At 38.6% G+C, this 23,781-nt stretch carries 9 protein-coding genes, 4 tRNA genes, 6 rRNA genes and 1 pseudogene; 17 read left to right on the top strand and 3 right to left on the bottom strand.

Annotation, left to right across the window (positions count from 1 at the left end):
- Nucleotides 1-195: 195 nt before the first annotated feature.
- The 13 genes and pseudogenes from QLQ95_RS05790 (at nucleotide 196) to QLQ95_RS05730 (ending at nucleotide 15,050) form a co-directional block, all read left to right on the top strand.
- Nucleotides 196-1,709, top strand: a 16S ribosomal RNA gene (locus QLQ95_RS05790).
- Between the two features lie 126 nt (nucleotides 1,710-1,835).
- Nucleotides 1,836-1,909: transfer RNA gene (locus QLQ95_RS05785), tRNA-Ile, on the top strand.
- 86 nt (nucleotides 1,910-1,995) lie between these two features.
- Nucleotides 1,996-2,069 (top strand) — tRNA-Ala (locus QLQ95_RS05780).
- Between the two features lie 132 nt (nucleotides 2,070-2,201).
- Nucleotides 2,202-5,083, top strand: a 23S ribosomal RNA gene (locus tag QLQ95_RS05775).
- 153 nt (nucleotides 5,084-5,236) lie between these two features.
- Nucleotides 5,237-5,346 (top strand): 5S ribosomal RNA (rrf, locus tag QLQ95_RS05770).
- Together the 16S, 23S and 5S rRNA genes with 2 tRNA genes alongside form the textbook arrangement of a ribosomal RNA operon.
- 2,107 nt (nucleotides 5,347-7,453) lie before the next feature.
- Nucleotides 7,454-8,967: ribosomal RNA gene (locus QLQ95_RS05765) — 16S ribosomal RNA — on the top strand.
- Nucleotides 8,968-9,093: 126 nt separating this feature from the next.
- A tRNA-Ile gene (locus QLQ95_RS05760) sits at nucleotides 9,094-9,167 on the top strand.
- 87 nt (nucleotides 9,168-9,254) lie between these two features.
- Nucleotides 9,255-9,328 (top strand) — tRNA-Ala (locus QLQ95_RS05755).
- Between the two features lie 132 nt (nucleotides 9,329-9,460).
- Nucleotides 9,461-12,342 (top strand): 23S ribosomal RNA (locus QLQ95_RS05750).
- A gap of 152 nt (nucleotides 12,343-12,494) precedes the next feature.
- Nucleotides 12,495-12,604, top strand: a 5S ribosomal RNA gene (gene rrf / locus QLQ95_RS05745).
- Between the two features lie 409 nt (nucleotides 12,605-13,013).
- The gene (locus QLQ95_RS05740; RefSeq protein ID WP_320495848.1) at nucleotides 13,014-13,577 is read left to right on the top strand and encodes a Crp/Fnr family transcriptional regulator; all 564 of its coding nucleotides are present in this window, start codon (nucleotides 13,014-13,016) and stop codon (nucleotides 13,575-13,577) included.
- Between the two features lie 54 nt (nucleotides 13,578-13,631).
- Nucleotides 13,632-14,414 (top strand): annotated as a pseudogene (lpxA, locus tag QLQ95_RS05735) (acyl-ACP--UDP-N-acetylglucosamine O-acyltransferase).
- Between the two features lie 42 nt (nucleotides 14,415-14,456).
- Nucleotides 14,457-15,050, top strand: a complete 594-nt coding sequence (locus QLQ95_RS05730) for a YdeI/OmpD-associated family protein (RefSeq protein ID WP_320495850.1) — start codon at nucleotides 14,457-14,459, stop codon at nucleotides 15,048-15,050.
- 62 nt (nucleotides 15,051-15,112) lie between these two features.
- Here the strand turns inward: QLQ95_RS05730 and QLQ95_RS05725 are convergent, their stop codons facing one another.
- Nucleotides 15,113-16,003 (bottom strand): DMT family transporter, encoded by an 891-nt coding sequence (locus QLQ95_RS05725; RefSeq protein ID WP_320495851.1) that lies wholly within the window; start codon nucleotides 16,001-16,003, stop codon nucleotides 15,113-15,115.
- 345 nt (nucleotides 16,004-16,348) lie between these two features.
- Here QLQ95_RS05725 and QLQ95_RS05720 point away from each other — a divergent pair, with 345 nt between their 5' ends.
- The 3 genes from QLQ95_RS05720 to QLQ95_RS05710 all read left to right on the top strand — a co-directional run bounded on the left by QLQ95_RS05720 (nucleotide 16,349) and on the right by QLQ95_RS05710 (nucleotide 20,517).
- Nucleotides 16,349-17,449, top strand: a complete 1,101-nt coding sequence (locus QLQ95_RS05720) for an acyltransferase family protein (RefSeq protein ID WP_482502996.1) — start codon at nucleotides 16,349-16,351, stop codon at nucleotides 17,447-17,449.
- Nucleotides 17,450-17,582: 133 nt separating this feature from the next.
- Entirely contained in the window at nucleotides 17,583-18,971 is a 1,389-nt protein-coding gene (locus tag QLQ95_RS05715) for a hypothetical protein (protein ID WP_482502994.1), read from the top strand.
- Nucleotides 18,955-20,517, top strand: a complete 1,563-nt coding sequence (locus tag QLQ95_RS05710) for a serine hydrolase (protein ID WP_482502992.1) — start codon at nucleotides 18,955-18,957, stop codon at nucleotides 20,515-20,517. The genes QLQ95_RS05715 and QLQ95_RS05710 overlap by 17 nt, the downstream gene beginning before the upstream one ends.
- Before the next feature lie 92 nt (nucleotides 20,518-20,609).
- Here QLQ95_RS05710 and QLQ95_RS05705 read toward each other — a convergent pair whose 3' ends face one another.
- Entirely contained in the window at nucleotides 20,610-21,173 is a 564-nt protein-coding gene (locus QLQ95_RS05705; protein ID WP_428238760.1) for an adenylate kinase family protein, read from the bottom strand.
- 268 nt (nucleotides 21,174-21,441) lie between these two features.
- Between QLQ95_RS05705 and QLQ95_RS05700 the strand changes: the two genes are divergently transcribed.
- Nucleotides 21,442-22,500 (top strand): hypothetical protein, encoded by a 1,059-nt coding sequence (locus QLQ95_RS05700; protein WP_482502990.1) that lies wholly within the window; start codon nucleotides 21,442-21,444, stop codon nucleotides 22,498-22,500.
- 73 nt (nucleotides 22,501-22,573) lie between these two features.
- On the opposite strand, the gene QLQ95_RS05695 is transcribed toward QLQ95_RS05700, so the two are convergent.
- Nucleotides 22,574-23,590 carry a serine hydrolase domain-containing protein gene (locus QLQ95_RS05695; protein WP_172426965.1) on the bottom strand — a complete coding sequence of 339 codons (1,017 nt, stop codon included), beginning with the start codon at nucleotides 23,588-23,590 and terminating at the stop codon, nucleotides 22,574-22,576.
- Nucleotides 23,591-23,781 lie beyond the last annotated feature (191 nt).

The following is a 23,781-nucleotide window of genomic DNA, read 5'->3' as shown; positions in this document are numbered from 1 at the left end:
GCAGGAAACAAAAAGAAGTTTTAGTTTTGCACCCGCTTTGAGAGACAAGCGAAAGACAAAGGAATTACGTTCGTAGACATATTGAATTGACAGCCGTTCTGAAAGAGATTTCAGAACAAAAGAATAAGAGCAGTAGAATCGCAAGATTCGAAAAGAACCGATAGAAATAGCATCGATTATATAATATTAAAATATACGATGAAGAGTTTGATCCTGGCTCAGGATGAACGCTAGCGGCAGGCTTAACACATGCAAGTCGAGGGGTAGGGGCTTTCGGGCCTTGAGACCGGCGCACGGGTGCGTAACGCGTATGCAATCTGCCTTTCACAGAGGGATAGCCCAGAGAAATTTGGATTAATACCTCATAGCATTACAGGATGGCATCATCCTGCAATTAAAGTCACAACGGTGAAAGATGAGCATGCGTCCCATTAGCTAGTTGGTAAGGTAACGGCTTACCAAGGCGACGATGGGTAGGGGTCCTGAGAGGGAGATCCCCCACACTGGTACTGAGACACGGACCAGACTCCTACGGGAGGCAGCAGTGAGGAATATTGGTCAATGGACGCAAGTCTGAACCAGCCATGCCGCGTGCAGGATGACGGTCCTATGGATTGTAAACTGCTTTTGCACAGGAAGAAACACTCCGACGTGTCGGAGCTTGACGGTACTGTGAGAATAAGGATCGGCTAACTCCGTGCCAGCAGCCGCGGTAATACGGAGGATCCAAGCGTTATCCGGAATCATTGGGTTTAAAGGGTCCGTAGGCGGTCTTGTAAGTCAGTGGTGAAAGCCCATCGCTCAACGGTGGAACGGCCATTGATACTGCAGGACTTGAATTATTGGGAAGTAACTAGAATATGTAGTGTAGCGGTGAAATGCTTAGAGATTACATGGAATACCAATTGCGAAGGCAGGTTACTACCAATTTATTGACGCTGATGGACGAAAGCGTGGGTAGCGAACAGGATTAGATACCCTGGTAGTCCACGCCGTAAACGATGGATACTAGCTGTTGGGAGCAATCTCAGTGGCTAAGCGAAAGTGATAAGTATCCCACCTGGGGAGTACGAACGCAAGTTTGAAACTCAAAGGAATTGACGGGGGCCCGCACAAGCGGTGGAGCATGTGGTTTAATTCGATGATACGCGAGGAACCTTACCAAGGCTTAAATGCAGACTGACCGATTTGGAAACAGATCTTTCGCAAGACAGTTTACAAGGTGCTGCATGGTTGTCGTCAGCTCGTGCCGTGAGGTGTCAGGTTAAGTCCTATAACGAGCGCAACCCCTGTTGTTAGTTGCCAGCGAGTCAAGTCGGGAACTCTAACAAGACTGCCAGTGCAAACTGTGAGGAAGGTGGGGATGACGTCAAATCATCACGGCCCTTACGCCTTGGGCTACACACGTGCTACAATGGCCGGTACAGAGAGCAGCCACTGGGTGACCAGGAGCGAATCTATAAAGCCGGTCACAGTTCGGATCGGAGTCTGCAACTCGACTCCGTGAAGCTGGAATCGCTAGTAATCGGATATCAGCCATGATCCGGTGAATACGTTCCCGGGCCTTGTACACACCGCCCGTCAAGCCATGGAAGCTGGGGGTGCCTGAAGTCGGTGACCGCAAGGAGCTGCCTAGGGTAAAACTGGTAACTAGGGCTAAGTCGTAACAAGGTAGCCGTACCGGAAGGTGCGGCTGGAACACCTCCTTTCTAGAGCCCTATGTGTTAGCGGAAACGCACGCTGGGGAAATAAGATGCCGGACTAAAGGTTTGGAATCTGAGATTGTATTGCTCTTGCTGTTAATTTAAAAAAATGATAAAAATTAAGTAAAACAGAGTCTCGTAGCTCAGCTGGTTAGAGTACTACACTGATAATGTAGGGGTCGGCAGTTCGAGTCTGCCCGGGACTACTATTTAACTTAAAAAAGGAAATTCTAGAGTTGAGTTCTTATGAATAATCATTCATAATTCATAATTCACAATTCATAATTAGATTGGGGGATTAGCTCAGCTGGCTAGAGCGCCTGCCTTGCACGCAGGAGGTCAACGGTTCGACTCCGTTATTCTCCACTGTCCCGATAAATCGGGAAAAAGTTCATTGACATATTGAGATAAGAAAATAATAAGAAAGTAGAAAGCGTTTTTTGCAATTTATTGCAAAAGACAAAACAAAACGGTCTTGTTTTAATTAACAAGATTGGTGCAATAAGCAAAATAAGGGCGCATGGGGAATGCCTAGGCTCTCAGAGGCGATGAAGGACGTGATAAGCTGCGAAAAGCTGCGGGGACTGGCACACACAGATTGATCCGCAGATATCCGAATGGGGCAACCCGCTATGTTGAAGACATAGCACACCGATAGGTGGGCAAACCCGCTGAACTGAAACATCTAAGTAGGCGGAGGAGAAGAAAACAAAAGTGATTCCGTAAGTAGTGGCGAGCGAACGCGGATTAGCCCAAACCAGTTATGTTACGGCATAGCTGGGGTTGTAGGACCGCGACATTTCATGCATGAGGAACCGGAAGCTTCTGGAAAGGAGCGCCACAGAGGGTGACAGCCCCGTATGGGCAACAAATGTAATGGATAGCGGTATCCTGAGTAGGGCGGGGCACGTGAAACCCTGTCTGAATTTGGCGGGACCATCCGCTAAGGCTAAATACTCCTGAGAGACCGATAGTGAACCAGTACCGTGAGGGAAAGGTGAAAAGAACCGTGAATAACGGAGTGAAATAGATCCTGAAACCATGCGCTTACAAGCGGTCGGAGCCCTTTCGTGGGGTGACGGCGTGCCTTTTGCATAATGAGCCTACGAGTTAACGCTGCTGGCAAGGATAAGTGGTTAAGCCATGGATCCGCAGCGAAAGCGAGTCTGAATAGGGCGCTTTAGTCAGTAGTGTTAGACGCGAAACCGTGTGATCTACCCATGGGCAGGTTGAAGCTGTGGTAACACACAGTGGAGGACCGAACCGGTTGACGTTGAAAAGTCTTCGGATGACCTGTGGGTAGGGGTGAAAGGCCAATCAAACTCGGAAATAGCTCGTACTCCCCGAAATGCATTTAGGTGCAGCGTTATTTTAGTTATATAGAGGTAGAGCTACTGATTGGATGCGGGGGCTTCACCGCCTACCAATTCCTGACAAACTCCGAATGCTATATAATGATTGATAACAGTGAGGGCTTGGGTGCTAAGGTCCAAGTCCGAGAGGGAAAGAACCCAGACCATCAGCTAAGGTCCCCAAATATATGCTAAGTTGAAAGAACGAGGTTTGTCTGCCCAGACAGCTAGGATGTTGGCTTGGAAGCAGCCATTCATTTAAAGAGTGCGTAACAGCTCACTAGTCGAGCGGACGAGCATGGATAATAATCGGGCATAAGCATATTACCGAAGCTATGGATTTGCATGTATGTGCAAGTGGTAGGGGAGCATTCTGACAGGGCTGAAGGTGTATCGTAAGGTATGCTGGACCGGTCAGAAAAGAAAATGTAGGCATAAGTAACGATAATGCGGGCGAGAAACCCGCACACCGAAAAACTAAGGTTTCCACAGCTATGCTAATCAGCTGTGGGTTAGTCTGGACCTAAGGCGAACCCGAAAGGGACAGTCGATGGCCAACGGGTTAATATTCCCGTACTTCTTATTGCTGTGATGGGGTGACGGAGTGATGAAAGCGCCGCGAACTGACGGAATAGTTCGTTAAAGCACCTAGCTATAGGGTCTCTAGGCAAATCCGGAGATCTTGGTGAAATGCGATAGTACTCGGAGTCTTCGGACAAAGAGATAGTGCGCCTAAGGGCTTCCAAGAAAAACCTCTAAACTTCAGGCAGTAAGAACCAGTACCGTAAACCGACACAGGTAGTTGAGGAGAGAATCCTAAGGTGCTCGAGAGATTCATGGCTAAGGAATTAGGCAAAATAGACCTGTAACTTCGGGAGAAAGGTCGCCAGCAGCAATGCTGGCCGCAGTGAAGAGGTCCAGGCGACTGTTTATCAAAAACACAGGGCTCTGCAAAATCGTAAGATGAAGTATAGGGCCTGACACCTGCCCGGTGCTGGAAGGTTAAGAGGAGATGTTATCTTCGGAGAAGCATTGAATTGAAGCCCCAGTAAACGGCGGCCGTAACTATAACGGTCCTAAGGTAGCGAAATTCCTTGTCGGGTAAGTTCCGACCTGCACGAATGGTGTAACGATCTGGACACTGTCTCAGCCATGAGCTCGGTGAAATTGTAGTAACGGTGAAGATGCCGTTTACCCGCAGTGGGACGAAAAGACCCTGTGCACCTTTACTATAGCTTAGTATTGACCTTGGATAAATGATGTGTAGGATAGGTTGGAGACTATGAAGCGGCGTCGCCAGGCGTTGTGGAGTCATTGTTGAAATACAACCCTTTGTTTATCTGAGGCCTAACCCCGCAATGTGGGGGACAGTGCTTGGTGGGTAGTTTGACTGGGGTGGTCGCCTCCAAAAGAGTAACGGAGGCTTCTAAAGGTTCCCTCAGTACGCTTGGTAACCGTGCGTAGAGTGCAATGGCATAAGGGAGCTTGACTGAGAGACATACAGGTCGATCAGGTACGAAAGTAGAGCATAGTGATCCGGTGGTTCCGCATGGAAGGGCCATCGCTCAAAGGATAAAAGGTACGCCGGGGATAACAGGCTGATCTCCCCCAAGAGCTCATATCGACGGGGGGGTTTGGCACCTCGATGTCGGCTCGTCACATCCTGGGGCTGGAGAAGGTCCCAAGGGTTGGGCTGTTCGCCCATTAAAGTGGCACGCGAGCTGGGTTCAGAACGTCGTGAGACAGTTCGGTCTCTATCTACTGCGGGCGTTAGAAATTTGAGTGGATCTGATTCTAGTACGAGAGGACCGAATTGGACAAACCTCTAGTGTATCTGTTGTCCCGCCAGGGGCACCGCAGAGTAGCTACGTTTGGAAGGGATAAGCGCTGAAAGCATATAAGCGCGAAACCCACCACAAGATGAGATTTCTTTTAAGGATCGTGGAAGATGACCACGTTGATAGGCTACAGATGTAAAGGCAGTAATGTCATAGTCGAGTAGTACTAATAATCCGTAAGCTTATGCACAAACTTTTCCCCCCGGGCAATCGGGGGGAGGAAACTTTCTAAAATAATGCTTATTTGTTTCTTTATCTCAGTATGTTAAAATATTGTTTAATTGATAATTAACAATTTATAATTGATAATTAATGATTAAAAGCTGCTTGCAGCGAATAGCCTTAAGGTGGTTATTGCGGCGGGGCTCACCTCTTCCCATCCCGAACAGAGAAGTTAAGCCCGCCTGCGCAGATGGTACTGCAGTTTTGTGGGAGAGTATGTCGTCGCCTTTCTTTTGAAAACCCTATCCAATTCGGATAGGGTTTTCTGTTTTTGAAAAATATTGAAATTGCGCAAGAGCACTTCCTTTAAGAATCCCTCCCGATAGATCGGAAGGGGTTTTCTGTTTTTTTAGATGGTTTACTTTATCAGGTTAATCGTAAAGAAAGGAATGATTCTTCTTGTGAATTATGAAGAAGGCAAACCTGTGTTGAGATCTGCATTGGGATGTGGTTGCAAAGAGCATAGCGAATTATTTTATAGTCCTTGAGAAGTAATAAAGCTTGCAAGTTTTTAATCTTTGGAGTTTTATTCTTAAGTTTTAGAATTAGAATTGCCTTTGAAAATAGATGTCTTTTTTATGTGGGATCGCGTTAGGGGTAGAGGCGGTATCATTTTGTGAAATGCTAAACTTTTGGTCGAGCCTTGCTCTAAAACCTTTTTCGCAAAAAAAAAAATAACAGGCAGCTAGACCTGGGAGAAATTCTCAAATTATTATGGCAAGTATTTACTATTTGTTGTTTTTTGAAAACAATGTACGTGGTAATTTTGTGAATTGTTAGGGTTTTACTCGACACTTCTGGGTTGAATTTATTTTGGTTAATAATCTTTTATTTATGCAGGATTCTTCTGAATGAAGGGAGTGTTCTTTTTTGATGTTTGTATTTCCGTGGAGCTTGGGTAAACTTTTCTAGAAAAACGACGTATAGCCTGATCAGGTGTGAGGTGTTCAAATGATTCTGTTTAATTTTTAGAATCGATTTTTGACGAAGATCTTCCCATAATTTTCATCTTTACTTTTTAGATTTAATTATGAACTGACAAAGTTGGTCTTTTTCTTTCTGTCAAGATATTTTGGGTATTGGGTAGGTACTTTTATTTTGGTCTGGTAAAAAATATAAAAGAATGAAGCAATTTCTTTGTAAATAGATGTTGTTTTAAATTTTTGGATAGAAACGTATTCTATTTAGTTATGTTTTAATGTTCAAAATAGGTGGGTGCATTTTTGATAGATTAGTATTTGTATTGCGTAGTGTAGCGATTGTATTCTGTTAATGTGGATTATGAAAAAAAAATAGAGATTGAGGAGGTTGTTATGGTTGAAATGAAGGGTTCAGATGAATTTTATGGAGTAATTGATTTTTTATAATTTATGATTCTTTGTTGAAAATTTAATTATTGTTTTTATGCTAGGATTTTCAGTATTGAATGTTTTTTATTTCTGCCTTCGAATCTTTGTGTTTAGTTCTGGCTAAAAGAGTTTCTTTTAGAGGGGTTAGTTAAATTGTTTTTTGTGCGATTTTATCTTTTTGAATACTGATAAAAGATGGTTTTTGTTTTTTGGTGAGTTTGTAAAGTTAGATAATGGAGAAAATGGTTGCATTTGGTGGCTTTTTGATTTCAGGCAAAATAATTATAAGAGGTTAAAATATTGCTTTTTTAGATGTTTGCTATTTAGTGAAAGTTTATATGTTTATTAGTAAGTAATTTTTAAAGTCTGAAAAAATATGTGAAGTCTATAAAACTTGGGGTTTTTCGGCAGGACTTATTATGAAAAGAACAATGTAATTAAGAAAAACCCTACAAGCCTTAAGAAAAGTTTGAACTGTAAACCGCCAGTTATTAGAATGTTAAGAAAAACATTGAAAAAATATCAAAAAAACTCTTTGGAAAAGCTTGCGCAAGCGGAAAAAGGTTCTACTTTTGCACCCGCAACAGCGAAGGCGTTCATCGAAATACTGGCAGGAAAGGAGAATCGGACGGAAAGAAATTTTCAAAAAAAAAGATTCGAAAAAGCTTGCGAGATTTGAAAATGCTTTCTACATTTGCACCCCGCAAAACACGGAAAGTTCATTGATAGACTGGGAGGAAAACAAAAGAAATGAGGCGAAAAAAAAGCTTCAAAAATTTTTCAAGTTTTTCTTGCAGGAAACAAAAAGAAGTTTTAGTTTTGCACCCGCTTTGAGAGACAAGCGAAAGACAAAGAAATTACGTTCGTAGACATATTGAATTGACAGCCGTTCTAACAGAGATGTTAGAACAAAAAGAATAAGAGCAGTAGAATCGCAAGATTCGAAAAGAACCGATAGGAATAGCATCGATTATATAATATTAAAATATACGATGAAGAGTTTGATCCTGGCTCAGGATGAACGCTAGCGGCAGGCTTAACACATGCAAGTCGAGGGGTAGAGGCTTTCGGGCCTTGAGACCGGCGCACGGGTGCGTAACGCGTATGCAATCTGCCTTTCACAGAGGGATAGCCCAGAGAAATTTGGATTAATACCTCATAGCATTACAGGATGGCATCATCCTGCAATTAAAGTCACAACGGTGAAAGATGAGCATGCGTCCCATTAGCTAGTTGGTAAGGTAACGGCTTACCAAGGCGACGATGGGTAGGGGTCCTGAGAGGGAGATCCCCCACACTGGTACTGAGACACGGACCAGACTCCTACGGGAGGCAGCAGTGAGGAATATTGGTCAATGGACGCAAGTCTGAACCAGCCATGCCGCGTGCAGGATGACGGTCCTATGGATTGTAAACTGCTTTTGCACAGGAAGAAACACTCCGACGTGTCGGAGCTTGACGGTACTGTGAGAATAAGGATCGGCTAACTCCGTGCCAGCAGCCGCGGTAATACGGAGGATCCAAGCGTTATCCGGAATCATTGGGTTTAAAGGGTCCGTAGGCGGTCTTGTAAGTCAGTGGTGAAAGCCCATCGCTCAACGGTGGAACGGCCATTGATACTGCAGGACTTGAATTATTGGGAAGTAACTAGAATATGTAGTGTAGCGGTGAAATGCTTAGAGATTACATGGAATACCAATTGCGAAGGCAGGTTACTACCAATTTATTGACGCTGATGGACGAAAGCGTGGGTAGCGAACAGGATTAGATACCCTGGTAGTCCACGCCGTAAACGATGGATACTAGCTGTTGGGAGCAATCTCAGTGGCTAAGCGAAAGTGATAAGTATCCCACCTGGGGAGTACGAACGCAAGTTTGAAACTCAAAGGAATTGACGGGGGCCCGCACAAGCGGTGGAGCATGTGGTTTAATTCGATGATACGCGAGGAACCTTACCAAGGCTTAAATGCAGACTGACCGATTTGGAAACAGATCTTTCGCAAGACAGTTTACAAGGTGCTGCATGGTTGTCGTCAGCTCGTGCCGTGAGGTGTCAGGTTAAGTCCTATAACGAGCGCAACCCCTGTTGTTAGTTGCCAGCGAGTCAAGTCGGGAACTCTAACAAGACTGCCAGTGCAAACTGTGAGGAAGGTGGGGATGACGTCAAATCATCACGGCCCTTACGCCTTGGGCTACACACGTGCTACAATGGCCGGTACAGAGAGCAGCCACTGGGTGACCAGGAGCGAATCTATAAAGCCGGTCACAGTTCGGATCGGAGTCTGCAACTCGACTCCGTGAAGCTGGAATCGCTAGTAATCGGATATCAGCCATGATCCGGTGAATACGTTCCCGGGCCTTGTACACACCGCCCGTCAAGCCATGGAAGCTGGGGGTGCCTGAAGTCGGTGACCGCAAGGAGCTGCCTAGGGTAAAACTGGTAACTAGGGCTAAGTCGTAACAAGGTAGCCGTACCGGAAGGTGCGGCTGGAACACCTCCTTTCTAGAGCCCTATGTGTTAGCAGCAATGCACGCTGGGGAAATAAGATGCCGGACTATGGTTTTGGAATCTGAGATTGTATTGCTCTTGCTGTTAATTTAAAAAAAATGATAAAATTAAGTAAAACAGAGTCTCGTAGCTCAGCTGGTTAGAGTACTACACTGATAATGTAGGGGTCGGCAGTTCGAGTCTGCCCGGGACTACTATTTAACTTAAAAAAAGGAAATTCTAGAGTTGAGTTCTTATGAATAATCATTCATAATTCATAATTCACAATTCATAATTAGATTGGGGGATTAGCTCAGCTGGCTAGAGCGCCTGCCTTGCACGCAGGAGGTCAACGGTTCGACTCCGTTATTCTCCACTGTCCCGATAAATCGGGAAAAAGTTCATTGACATATTGAGATAAGAAAATAATAAGAAAGTAGAAAGCGTTTTTTGCAATTTATTGCAAAAGACAAAACAAAACGGTCTTGTTTTAATTAACAAGATTGGTGCAATAAGCAAAATAAGGGCGCATGGGGAATGCCTAGGCTCTCAGAGGCGATGAAGGACGTGATAAGCTGCGAAAAGCTGCGGGGACTGGCACACACAGATTGATCCGCAGATATCCGAATGGGGCAACCCGCTATGTTGAAGACATAGCACACCGATAGGTGGGCAAACCCGCTGAACTGAAACATCTAAGTAGGCGGAGGAGAAGAAAACAAAAGTGATTCCGTAAGTAGTGGCGAGCGAACGCGGATTAGCCCAAACCAGTTATGTTACGGCATAGCTGGGGTTGTAGGACCGCGACATTTCATGCATGAGGAACCGGAAGCTTCTGGAAAGGAGCGCCACAGAGGGTGACAGCCCCGTATGGGCAACAAATGTAATGGATAGCGGTATCCTGAGTAGGGCGGGGCACGTGAAACCCTGTCTGAATTTGGCGGGACCATCCGCTAAGGCTAAATACTCCTGAGAGACCGATAGTGAACCAGTACCGTGAGGGAAAGGTGAAAAGAACCGTGAATAACGGAGTGAAATAGATCCTGAAACCATGCGCTTACAAGCGGTCGGAGCCCTTTCGTGGGGTGACGGCGTGCCTTTTGCATAATGAGCCTACGAGTTAACGCTGCTGGCAAGGATAAGTGGTTAAGCCATGGATCCGCAGCGAAAGCGAGTCTGAATAGGGCGCTTTAGTCAGTAGTGTTAGACGCGAAACCGTGTGATCTACCCATGGGCAGGTTGAAGCTGTGGTAACACACAGTGGAGGACCGAACCGGTTGACGTTGAAAAGTCTTCGGATGACCTGTGGGTAGGGGTGAAAGGCCAATCAAACTCGGAAATAGCTCGTACTCCCCGAAATGCATTTAGGTGCAGCGTTATTTTAGTTATATAGAGGTAGAGCTACTGATTGGATGCGGGGGCTTCACCGCCTACCAATTCCTGACAAACTCCGAATGCTATATAATGATTGATAACAGTGAGGGCTTGGGTGCTAAGGTCCAAGTCCGAGAGGGAAAGAACCCAGACCATCAGCTAAGGTCCCCAAATATATGCTAAGTTGAAAGAACGAGGTTTGTCTGCCCAGACAGCTAGGATGTTGGCTTGGAAGCAGCCATTCATTTAAAGAGTGCGTAACAGCTCACTAGTCGAGCGGACGAGCATGGATAATAATCGGGCATAAGCATATTACCGAAGCTATGGATTTGCATGTATGTGCAAGTGGTAGGGGAGCATTCTGACAGGGCTGAAGGTGTATCGTAAGGTATGCTGGACCGGTCAGAAAAGAAAATGTAGGCATAAGTAACGATAATGCGGGCGAGAAACCCGCACACCGAAAAACTAAGGTTTCCACAGCTATGCTAATCAGCTGTGGGTTAGTCTGGACCTAAGGCGAACCCGAAAGGGACAGTCGATGGCCAACGGGTTAATATTCCCGTACTTCTTATTGCTGTGATGGGGTGACGGAGTGATGAAAGCGCCGCGAACTGACGGAATAGTTCGTTAAAGCACCTAGCTATAGGGTCTCTAGGCAAATCCGGAGATCTTGGTGAAATGCGATAGTACTCGGAGTCTTCGGACAAAGAGATAGTGCGCCTAAGGGCTTCCAAGAAAAACCTCTAAACTTCAGGCAGTAAGAACCAGTACCGTAAACCGACACAGGTAGTTGAGGAGAGAATCCTAAGGTGCTCGAGAGATTCATGGCTAAGGAATTAGGCAAAATAGACCTGTAACTTCGGGAGAAAGGTCGCCAGCAGCAATGCTGGCCGCAGTGAAGAGGTCCAGGCGACTGTTTATCAAAAACACAGGGCTCTGCAAAATCGTAAGATGAAGTATAGGGCCTGACACCTGCCCGGTGCTGGAAGGTTAAGAGGAGATGTTATCTTCGGAGAAGCATTGAATTGAAGCCCCAGTAAACGGCGGCCGTAACTATAACGGTCCTAAGGTAGCGAAATTCCTTGTCGGGTAAGTTCCGACCTGCACGAATGGTGTAACGATCTGGACACTGTCTCAGCCATGAGCTCGGTGAAATTGTAGTAACGGTGAAGATGCCGTTTACCCGCAGTGGGACGAAAAGACCCTGTGCACCTTTACTATAGCTTAGTATTGACCTTGGATAAATGATGTGTAGGATAGGTTGGAGACTATGAAGCGGCGTCGCCAGGCGTTGTGGAGTCATTGTTGAAATACAACCCTTTGTTTATCTGAGGCCTAACCCCGCAATGTGGGGGACAGTGCTTGGTGGGTAGTTTGACTGGGGTGGTCGCCTCCAAAAGAGTAACGGAGGCTTCTAAAGGTTCCCTCAGTACGCTTGGTAACCGTGCGTAGAGTGCAATGGCATAAGGGAGCTTGACTGAGAGACATACAGGTCGATCAGGTACGAAAGTAGAGCATAGTGATCCGGTGGTTCCGCATGGAAGGGCCATCGCTCAAAGGATAAAAGGTACGCCGGGGATAACAGGCTGATCTCCCCCAAGAGCTCATATCGACGGGGGGGTTTGGCACCTCGATGTCGGCTCGTCACATCCTGGGGCTGGAGAAGGTCCCAAGGGTTGGGCTGTTCGCCCATTAAAGTGGCACGCGAGCTGGGTTCAGAACGTCGTGAGACAGTTCGGTCTCTATCTACTGCGGGCGTTAGAAATTTGAGTGGATCTGATTCTAGTACGAGAGGACCGAATTGGACAAACCTCTAGTGTATCTGTTGTCCCGCCAGGGGCACCGCAGAGTAGCTACGTTTGGAAGGGATAAGCGCTGAAAGCATATAAGCGCGAAACCCACCACAAGATGAGATTTCTTTTAAGGATCGTGGAAGATGACCACGTTGATAGGCTACAGATGTAAAGGCAGTAATGTCATAGTCGAGTAGTACTAATAATCCGTAAGCTTATGCACAAACTTTTCCCCCCGAGCAATCGGGGGGAGGAAACTTTCTAAATAATGCTTGTTTGTTTCTTTATCTCAGTATGTTAAAATATTGTTTAATTGATAATTAACAATTTATAATTGGTAATTAATGATTAAAAGCTGCTTGCAGCGAATAGCCTTAAGGTGGTTATTGCGGCGGGGCTCACCTCTTCCCATCCCGAACAGAGAAGTTAAGCCCGCCTGCGCAGATGGTACTGCAGTTTTGTGGGAGAGTATGTCGTCGCCTTTCTTTTGAAAACCCTATCCAAATCGGATGGGGTTTTCTGTTTTTTATATGTTTTGGGAAAACTGCCTGATGGCTGATAATGGCTGCTTATCAATAGATGGCCGCGTTAGTGATGGGAGCGGCATCCTTTTGCGGGGCACGAAGGGCTTCTTTTTCCCATAAACATTCTTCCGCAAAAGATACAGCGGACAGCACGGCCCGCAGGGAAACGACATAAAAATATCATTGTTTGTTGTTGAAGTTATTCTTTGTGTTTTAATTCGGTTAATATTTATTCTTAAAGGCGCTACCTCAAATTATTATCGTTAGATCTTTAAAGTTCTTAAAATCTATTAAAAACAACGGTTTGTTATTAGGTTTTAGCTTTTCTCTTAAATTCGTTTTAAATTTGGTTATTATGAAATAAAAATGGATGGAAAAGTTAATTGAGATTATAAATAGTTTTGAGAAATTAGATTCGGAGACAGAGCTTGCTATTATTGAAAGTTTTTTCGAAGAAACTTTCAATAAAGGAGAGTTTATTGTTGAAGAGGGTAAAGTTTGCAATAAAATTTATTTCATTAAATCAGGCGCGATTAGAAGATTTTGTATTGAAGACGGGATAGAAGTTACGAAGTGGATTTATACCGATAACCAATTTGTAACTTCAATGAGTAGTTTTTTTGAACAAAAACCTTCATTTGAAAATTTTCAAACCTGTGAAGAAACATTAGTATATTCATTATCTTATTCGGATGAACAGACTTTATTGGAATATCCCATATTTATAAAATTTCATATTAAGCAACTTCGATACTACCTTTCAAATATAAATGAGTTTAATCATTTATTCCGTTTAATGACTGCAGAGAAAAAATATTTATTTCTTTTAGAGTCATTTCCGCAAATTATTAAAAAAGCCAAATTGAAGCACATTGCGTCATTAATTGACGTAAGTCAGGAAACTTTGAGCAGAATTCGTGCATCAATTATTTGATATTACATCAATAAAAAATATTTAGGGTTTTTCAACTTTTGTAGCTAACTAAAGATGCAAAAATTGAAAGAAACTTTTATTGATAAAAATGCTATTCTAGGTAATAACATTTTCATAGGAAATAGTGTGACTATTGAGAAAGATGTCGTAATTGGAAATAATACGCAGATAGGTAACAATGTAACGATTTTAAGTGGATCAAGAATAGGAGAAAATTGTCAAATCCATTCTAATGCTGTCTTGGGCGGCGTACCTCAGGATTTAAAATTTAAGGGAGAATATACTCTTCTTGAAATTGGAGATAATAATATAATTAGGGAGTTTGTGACTATTAATAGGGGAACAATCTCAAAAGGTAAAACCTGTATTGGTAATTCCAATCTGATTATGTCTAATGCGCATATTGGGCATGATTGTGTAATTGGTAATAATTCTATTATTGGATTTAGTGTCGGAGTGGCTGGTGAAGTAATTGTTCAGGATTGGGTAAATATAAGTGGATTAACTGCAATTCATCAATTTTCGGTTATTGGCGAACATGCTATGATTAGTGGTTTAAGCCGAGTAGTTAAAGATGTTCCTCCTTATGTGGTTGTTGCGCATGAACCTTTGAGGTTTGCGGGGGTAAATTCTGTTGGATTAAAGAGGAGAGGATTTAATTCTCGAAAAATTGACGAGATTCGATCAATTTATAGAATTATATTTCAAGAGTAGAGAAATACAAAATTTGCTTTGGATATAATCAATGAAGAATTTGAGCAAACGGTTGAACGAGATAAAATTTTAAATTTCGTTCGTCAATCTAAAAGAGGAATTATTAAAGGTTTTGAAATTTAAATATATAAAAATGCTAAATTTATATTTATAAATTAACTCGTCATGACAAAACATAGTACAAACTCTAAAGTTGATTTTTATTTCGAAAAAGCTGAAAAATGGAAAGCCGAAATCGAACAAATGAGGGGAATTGTTTTAGACTGTCATTTGTCTGAAGAATTGAAATGGGGATCTCCTTGTTATACTTTCGAAAAAGCAAATATTGTATTAATTCATTATTTTAAAGAATATTGTGCTTTTTTGTTTTTCAAAGGTACTTTAATGAAAGATCCTGATAATATCTTGATCCAACAATCAGATAATGTACAGGCGGCTCGTCAAGTTCGATTTACGAATGTTCAAGATATTTTAGCTAAAAAAGAAATTCTAAAAAAGTATATTTTTGAGGCAGCCGAAATTGAGAAATCGGGACAAAAAGTAGAATTGAAAAAAGTTTCCGATTTTGAAATTGCAGAAGAGCTTCAGCATAAATTTAATTCTGATGCTGATTTTAAAAAAGCTTTTTATGCTTTAACTCCTGGAAGGCAGCGAGCCTATTTACTCCATTTTTCTCAACCTAAGCAATCTAAAACTAGAGAGGCTAGAGTAGAAAAAAATATTCCGCGAATTGTAGACGGAAAAGGATTAAATGATTGAAAAAATAAATAAATAAAAAGAAAAACTCCTTTGTGTAAAAGGAGTTTTTTGTTTTTATAATTCTATGAGATTTGCTCTGTGATGGTGTTTTTCTTTCGAATAGAAATTAAAGATTGGAAAAGAACGGAAGTCATAACCAAACTTATTCCTATGTAAAAAGAGAAATTGACCGACTGGCCTTCATTAAAAAACAAAAAGGCTAATATTATCGAATAAATTGGCTCTAAGTTGAATGTTAGATTTATGGTAAACGCAGGGATTTTTTTAAGGGATTCTGCAAACATTACATAAAGCGCAACGGTACAGCATGAAGCTAAAATTAGTAAATAGAAAATGTCTTTTAAGTTCGGAATAAAAACCTGTTCTGGAAAATTGTAAAAATAAAACGGAAGAGCAAGCCCTAAAACTAAAGTTCCTCCAAGCATCTGATAAAAATTAATGAGCTTGCTGTCATAAAATTGTACAAGTCTTTCGTTGTAAATAGTGTACAAGGCAGCAAATGCTGATGAAATTACTCCGAGTAAAATTCCAAGCTGATAAGAAGAATCAAAATGAAAAATCAAGCTTATTCCTAATAAGGTTAACATGCTTAATAAGACCTGAGTTAGATTGAATCTTTTTTTATTGAGAATAGGTTCAAAGAAAGCTGTAAAAAAACTGGTAAGACAATAGCAAACAACGCCAATTGATATATTAGAATATTTAATGCTGGCATAAAAGAAAACCCAATGAATGGTAATCAAGATTCCAGCTTTAGAAATTTTTACTGCTTCAGAAAATGATTTTAGCATTTTAAGATTGTAAATTTTTAAAATGAAAAAGAGAATAATAGAAGCAAATAATACTCTATACCAAACTAAAGTAATTTCGTTAAGAGAAATAAGTTTTCCGAAAACGCCAGTAAAACCAGCAAGTAAAACTGCAGAATGCAGTATCAAATAGGATTTTTTCATAAGAAGTTGTCTATCCTTTTTTTGGAGGATATTTTTTGAATATTAATAATGTGATTGAGGTAAAGACACAACTAATCGGACTGAAGATTCAGTCAAGTGTCAATACTAAAGAAGCATTATTAATTTATGGAGGAGGAAGACAACCTTTAAAACTCATAATAAAATTTGATTTTTGGTAAAATTAATAAAAAAGCATTCTTTTAAAAAGTGTAAAAAGTTATTTAAATGTGAAACTTTAAACAATTTAACAGCTGAATTGAATAAATCTGATTTTGATTTGAATATTTATTTGTAGAACTTGCAACGATACCAAATTACCTAAAATTATAAGTTTATTACAATCTAATGAGTACAAGCCAGTCAACTACAGCAGTTCTTGAAACTAAACAACATTTTGAAATTTTAGACGGATTAAGAGGCATTGCAGCTTTTGCTGTTGTTGTTTTTCATTTTATGGAATGGATTTTTACTGATCCAAGCCAGAATTTTATAGGACACGGATTTTTGGCTGTCGATTTTTTCTTTTGCCTTTCGGGATTTGTAATAGGATATGCTTATGATGATCGTATCGCAAAAATGGGACTTCGTAACTTTTTTATCTCAAGAATAATAAGATTGCATCCTTTAGTTATAGCTGGGTCAATATTAGGATTGTTGGCTTTCTTGTTTGATCCGTTTGGCGGACATTTGGAATTATATAGTACTGGAAAAATTATTTTGACATTTATTTGTTCTCTATTTCTTATTCCGTTTCCAGTTATTGCAGACCGTGGTTTCAATTTATTTAGTTTTAATGCGCCAGCATGGTCACTGTTTTGGGAATATATAGCCAATATCGTTTATGCATTTGTCCTTTATCGAATTGGCAGAAACTTTTTACTGCTGTTAACGATGTTATCTGCAATCGCAATCTGTTATGTCGGATATAATTCAGGTAATTTGTTAGGAGGCTGGAGCGGGCCAACTTTTTGGGATGGATGCGCCAGAATTTCGTATTCTTTTTTAGCCGGATTACTTATTTATCGCTCTAACTGGATCATAAAAAATAAACTTGGTTTTGGTGGATTAACTATATTATTGCTGTTAGCTTTCATTATGCCATTTTCAGAATATAATTGGATTTCTGAACCATTGGTTGTACTGCTTTATTTTCCATTGCTAATTTCTTTAGGTGCGGGAGCTGTATTAAAACCAGGATTGAAAAAAGCCTGTATCTTTTCTGGAAAAATATCTTATCCGCTATACATGACGCATTATGCGGTTTTATGGATGTTTGGAAATTATTTTACCAACTACAAACCAGATACAACGCAACTGACTTTTGTTGTAATAACTTCAGTGATTTTGTTGGTTGGGTTTGCTTATCTAGTAATGGTAATATATGATATCCCAGTTAGAAATTATTTGAATAATAAAAGAAAGAAAAATATAGCGACAAATTCTTAAATAAGAACTTTCGGTATAAGGTCTTATGTATTTATTTTTTGTGTTAAAATATTAAAACTACTATCCTTTGGAAAAACATAGTATATTAGCTTTATAATCTTACAAATGTTTTAGTAACTTAAAATGAATAAACTTGAAAATTAATATTGTAATACAGTACCTGTTTCTTTTTTTAACATTGCAGACATTTGGACAAAATGCCTCTTTCAAAATTAAATATTCGGAGCAGCTGGCAGTTTTTGTTTTTTTAGAAAATCTATCCGAATATTATCCAGACAATGTTTTTAAAACAGAGTTTCAAAAATCAAAATACAATATTGAGAAATATAAAAACCTAATCTCAAATTTTGAGCAATTGTCTATTTCTTATAGCTTCCGATTTGAAGATTTTCCGTACGGATCAAAGAAAACAATGCAAACGCAGGATATTTTGAAAAAGAGTTTGATTGAAACCGATAATTTAAATGATTTTAAAATTCGTTCTGCAGGAATGATTCCCAATAAAACGCTTAGTGATTTAGGAGAATGTATTTCAGAATTTACTCCCATTTACAATGAATTGATCTATAATCCGAACAAAGAAAAGTTTGAAAAACAGTTAGATGAAATTCAAAAATATTCTAATGATCACAAGATTGAAAATTATTTTAAAACGGGATTAGTATTTTATAATTCCAGTTGGGATAATTCAATCCCTTTTGTGGCGGCTTTTTATCCTTTACCTAATTCTAAAGGATTTACAGCTTCTGCATTTTGCAATAATTTCGTTAGTGCTATTCAAACTGATTTAAAATCACATAAAGATTTATTTAGTGTAATGATGCATGAGACCTATCATATCATTTACGACGAACAATCCCTTGAAGTAAAAAAAGAAATTGACACTTATTTCAAAACGAATAAATCAACGTGCAGTAATTACGCTTATCAATTATTGAATGAAGTTCTGGCGACGGTATTGGGTAATGGTTATGTTTATGCAGAATTAGAGGGTAAAGTAGATTCTGGAGATTGGTATAGTAATAAATACATCAATTTGATGGCAAAGCAGATTTATCCGTTAGCTAAAGAATATATCGATCAAAAGAAACCTATTGATAAGAATTTTATAGATAGTTATATTCAGCTTTACGAAACCAATTTTCCAGATTGGATAAATGAATTAAATAATATCATGACATATCGTTATGTGATTACAGAAAATGAAAAAGATTTTAAGGTTATAAATAAAATGTTTCGTTATCGTTCCAGAACAGAATATGAAGATCAAATTACGGAGAGCAGTATTGAAAAAATGAAGCATACACCGCTGACTAAAATGGTGATTATTTCAAAAGACAGTAAGGAAAAAATTAAACTCCTAAAGAATAAGTTTAAAGAATTGAAGAACTGGAAAGCAAATCCTGATAAAGAATTTGTAGAGAAAATTCTTTTAGACGATAAAAGTCAATTGATAATTGTGAACCAGAAAAAAACGGAATTGGAAACATTAATTAAATCTATAAATGAAAAAAGTAAATAGTTATTTAGTATTAGTTATTTGTATCTGTTTTTCGTCAGCAACCGCCTTTAGTCAAATAACATCACAAAATATTGATGTATTGATGGAATCTGCCTTGGCGAAATTTAAAGTAGCAGGAGCATCAATTGCAGTTGTTAAAGATGGAAAAATAATTCATTTAAAAGGCTACGGAGTTGGTTCGATAGAAACAAAGAAAGCTGTAAATGAAAATACTAATTTTCAAATTGCCTCAAATAGCAAAGCATTTACAACGGCAGCACTTTCTATTTTGGAGGATGAAGGAAAATTAAAATGGACCGATAAGGTAAAAGATTATGCTCCTGAATTTAAAATGTATAATGATTATGTGACGGAGAATTTTAATATACAGGATTTGCTGACTCATCGTAGCGGATTAGGATTGGGAGCAGGTGACTTGATGTTTTTTCCTGACGGTACTAATTTTACCATTAAAGATGTCTTGACAAGTTTTCAGCATTTTAAGCCTGTTTCAGCTTTTCGAACTAAATGGGATTATGATAATTTGCTTTATGTCGTAGCCGGCGAAATAATTGCAAGAGTAAGCGGTATGAGTTATGAGGAATTTGTACAAAAAAGAATCATTGCTCCTTTGCAAATGAACAATACTTTTGTTGGAAGTAGTTTAATAAAAGATACATCTAATTTTGCAGTTTCACATTCGTCTGAATCTGGAACGATAAAGAAAATTGAAGGGTTTAATGATCAAATTAATGCCGCTGCGGGTGGTATGTTTTCTAATGCTCAAGATATGGCGAAATGGATGATAGTCCGTTTGAATAAAGGTCAGTACGGACCAGATTTGAAAACGACGCTTTTTTCCTTAAAGAACCACAATGAAATGTGGAGAATACATACTGTTCAGGAAACAGATCAAAATCCTAGGTACAATTCTCATTTTAATGGTTATGGTTTAGGTTGGCAATTATCAGACGAAAAAGGATATTTAAAAGTATCGCATACTGGAGGTTTGCCTGGAATGCTCTCTATTGTAACCATGTATCCAGATTTAAATTTGGGGATTGTAATTTTAACCAATACTGAAAATGGAGGAGGTGGACTTTTTACAGCAGTTAGCAATACCATTTCTGATAGTTATTTAGGTTTAGATGATTTTGGATGGACCGATAAATTGGTAGAATGGATGAGTGAAGACAGAAATTCGGGTGATGATGTAACCAAAAAAGTATGGGAAAAAGTAAAGCTGGCAAAAAATGTAAAAATAAAAAATGAAGATTTTATAGGTGTTTATGCTGATAAGTGGTTTGGCGAAATTGAAGTATTTGAAAAAAATAAACAATTATGGTTTAAATCATACCGTTCACCTAAATTAAATGGTCCAATGGCTTTTTATAATGCTAATACATTTGCCATAAAATGGGAATATCAAGCGATGAATTGTGATGCAATGGCAATGTTTTCTCTGGATGAAAATGGCAAAGCTCAATCTATTAAAATGAAAGGCATCTCTCCAAACATTGATTTTAGTTTTGATTTTCAGGACTTAGATTTAGTAAGAGTAAAATAACAATTAGTGTAATAAAAAAACTCCATTAGAAATAATGGAGTTTTTTTTATTGGATTTAATAAGGTTGTAATTTAATAAGCTATTGCATTGTTTTACAAATTATCTTTAATTCGTTTTGTTATCTCTTCAATTTTACCCATCCCGTCAAAAGTCAAGACTTTAATTTTTGACTTCATATATTCGATTGCTGGTCTGGTTGAGCTTTCAAAAACTTCGATTCTTTTAATATGAATGTTGGCATCTTTATCGTCTTTTCTGTTAGAAGTTTCGGCTCTTTTTTGTGCTCTTTTTAAAAGTTCTTCCTTTGGAACATCAATATTAATTACTTTTCCAATTTCCAGATTTTTAGATTTAACAAGTTCTAATAAATCATTTACTTGTGGTTCGGTTCTCGGGTAGCCGTCTAAGATAATTCCGTTTGCATTTCTGTTTTCATCCAATATTTTACTGAAAAGATCTTTCATTATAGAATCAGGAACCAAATCTCCTTTTTCTTCATATTGAGACATTATTTTTCCAATTTCCGTTTCATTTTGTTTTTCCAAACGGCATCTGTCTCCAGTTGAAATATGCTCAAATTTAAGTTCGTCTTTTAAAATTTCGCATTGTGTACCTTTTCCAGAATAAGGAGGGCCAGTAATTATTAATATTTCCATTTTAAGTTGTGAAGTTTTTATTTTTTTGATTTTTTAAAGGTACGAATGATTTATTCTAGCCTAACAAAGAATCGTGTACTTATAAGAAAAAAACATCTTCTTTATAAAAACCAGCTAAAAACTTCAATAGCTGAGATATGGATAAATAAATCGTAGAAGAATAGAACAATTCATCTTCTAGAAACGACAATTCGGTCAATAAAAATTGAATCTTGTGCCGAATAAAAATATTTTTACATCAAAATCAAAACAACCATAATCTATAACCATGAAGAAAATTTTAAAATTTATCAAAATCACGTTTATTAGCCTTTTGAGTATTATTTTACTTTTTATTGCCTATTTGTATATCAGCAATAAATTATTTTTAGAATCGAAAGATGATGATAATATAAGTTATTTGTCAAAAAATAAAGTTCAGATTGGGGCTTCTATCGATGAAAAGTTGTTTGATGATGAGTTTTATAAATCACAGGTTTTCTTATTAGGAGAAATTCACGGTTATGCGGATAACCAAAAGATAGATCAGGAAATGCTTTTTTTCTTGAATAAAAAATTAGGAATCAAATATTATATTGCCGAAATGGATAGCTTGACAGCTAAAAAATTGAATGCTTTTTTATTTTTAGAAAAAGAAAAAAATAAAGTGGCTTTGAGAGAAGTTGTTGAATCAATTAAAAAAAGAATTCCGCAACAGTCAAGTCAGGAATTATTTGATAAATGGAGCGCGGTGCATGATTACAATCAAAATTTGGCTGATTCTCTAAAAATTACCGTAATCGGAATTGATAAAAACTTTGATGACGAATCAAAAGGTTCAAGAGACGAAGCAATGGTGAGTAATTTTAAAAATGCAATTCAGAAAATGCATCTTGAAAATGAAAAATTCTATGGGCTTTTTGGATTTTTTCATACACTGCAAAAGAAAACAGAATCGGGCAGAGCAACTTTTGCCGCAGGACTAAAAGATTCGGAAGTAAAAGTGACAAGTTTGGTAAGCTATACAGTTGATAGTGAAATGTATCTTCCTAAAACCCCTCAGTTTCCAACTCCTGAAAATGAAAAAGTAGATTGGATAAATGCTGACGGCCCATTAATGCTCGTAAAAGGAATTAATGATCTAAAAGAATTGAGCAAGCCAGAATCAATTACACTTTTTAAACTTAACGGGAAAAATTCACCTTACTTGAAGTCGCAAAATTTAATAACAGTAAAATCTAGAGCTTTTGGAGAGAATATTGTGCCTCTAAAAGATTCTGCTACAGCGGATTATTTTCAATATGTGTTTTTGCTGAGAAATTCTGTAGCGTTGACAAAATTGAAATAAAGACTTTAGTATGATTTTAATAAAAAAGCTCCATTAGAAATAATGGAGCTTTTTTATTATTGAGAAAGTAATGCTATTTATTAAGTATGGATTCTATTGAATTACTAATTTCCTCCAAATTATTTTGTTTGTTATTGGTCATCAGAATAATCGTCAAATTAGGATTACTGATTAATAAAGCCTGATAATTAAAAGCGGCACCATCGTGTATGTGACTCGTTATTTTTCCGTTTTCGATAGTTCCACTACCAAGACCTGTTTGATTGTCTTTAGAAAAAGGTTCAAAAAGTTCATGCGTAGATTGCTTATTAATAATTTTAAAAGAATTAATAGCTTCAGACCATTTGTAAAAATCCGTAAGATTTAAGGCAGTCCAACCCGAAATGTTATATTTTAGAAGATCTTGTTTACCTTCTTTATTAAAAGATTTTGCAAAAAGAGGTTCTTTGTCGTCAGGATCTACAACTGCATTTTTAATTCCGATGGGTTTTAAGATTTTCTTCATCACAAAAGAATTAAAAGTCATGTTGGTAATTTTTTCAATAATACGTCTTTGTAAAAACACATTATTGTTGTTGTAATCGTATTGAGATCCCGGTTCAAATTCTAAATTTAAGGTCTTTTGTAGAAAAGCCATATTGTCTGAATCTTGATTGACTTCATTCCACTTTATTTGAGGAAGTCCGCTGGTGTACTGAAGCAAATGGATAATCTTAATCCTATTAGCCCAAGATGGAAGTTCAGGAAGAAATTTAGAAATCGAGTCGTTAAGTTTTAATTTCCCTTGCTCTTTTAACATCATAATTCCAACAGCGTTAAACTCTTTAGCAATTGAACCAATATGAAAACGGTAATTTTTATTTAATGGTATTGTGTTGCTCGCATCGGCTTGACCGAAAGCCTTTTCGTATATGATCTTCCCTTTACTAGCAACTAAAACATTTCCGTTAAAAGTTTTTGATTGAAGTGCTTTTTGAAATAAAACATCTAGTTCGGTTTCCGGTTTATTTGTTTGAGCGTAAAAATAGTTACACATTGTAAATGCGATAATAAAAGCTGCAATTCTGATTTTTTTAATGACGTTGCTCATTTTGGAAGTTTTGATAAAAGTAAACAAAAACTTCATTAGAAATAATGGAGTTTTTTTATGAAAACATTTTAATTCTGTTGTGTTTTCTGTTTCGAAAATTGTTTTTCTCTCATTTTTTATGGTTTAAAATTTTAAAACTAAAAACAATTAGTATATTTGTAACCAAATAGTATAGACTATACTCTATACTT

The organism is Flavobacterium sp. B330r (assembly GCF_056824325.1).
This window is presented reverse-complemented; position numbering and strand designations above follow the sequence as displayed.

Bases quoted from the DNA above. Each gene is read 5' to 3' on its own strand.
- QLQ95_RS05730 (WP_320495850.1), top strand. From the start codon at position 14,457: ATGACAAAACATAGTACAAACTCTAAAGTTGATTTTTATTTCGAAAAA.
- QLQ95_RS05720 (WP_482502996.1), top strand. From the start codon at position 16,349: ATGAGTACAAGCCAGTCAACTACAGCAGTTCTTGAAACTAAACAACAT.
- QLQ95_RS05700 (WP_482502990.1), top strand. From the start codon at position 21,442: ATGAAGAAAATTTTAAAATTTATCAAAATCACGTTTATTAGCCTTTTG.
- QLQ95_RS05725 (WP_320495851.1), bottom strand. From the start codon at position 16,003: ATGAAAAAATCCTATTTGATACTGCATTCTGCAGTTTTACTTGCTGGT.
- QLQ95_RS05695 (WP_172426965.1), bottom strand. From the start codon at position 23,590: ATGAGCAACGTCATTAAAAAAATCAGAATTGCAGCTTTTATTATCGCA.
- QLQ95_RS05705 (WP_428238760.1), bottom strand. From the start codon at position 21,173: ATGGAAATATTAATAATTACTGGCCCTCCTTATTCTGGAAAAGGTACA.
- QLQ95_RS05710 (WP_482502992.1), top strand. From the start codon at position 18,955: ATGAAAAAAGTAAATAGTTATTTAGTATTAGTTATTTGTATCTGTTTT.
- QLQ95_RS05740 (WP_320495848.1), top strand. From the start codon at position 13,014: ATGGAAAAGTTAATTGAGATTATAAATAGTTTTGAGAAATTAGATTCG.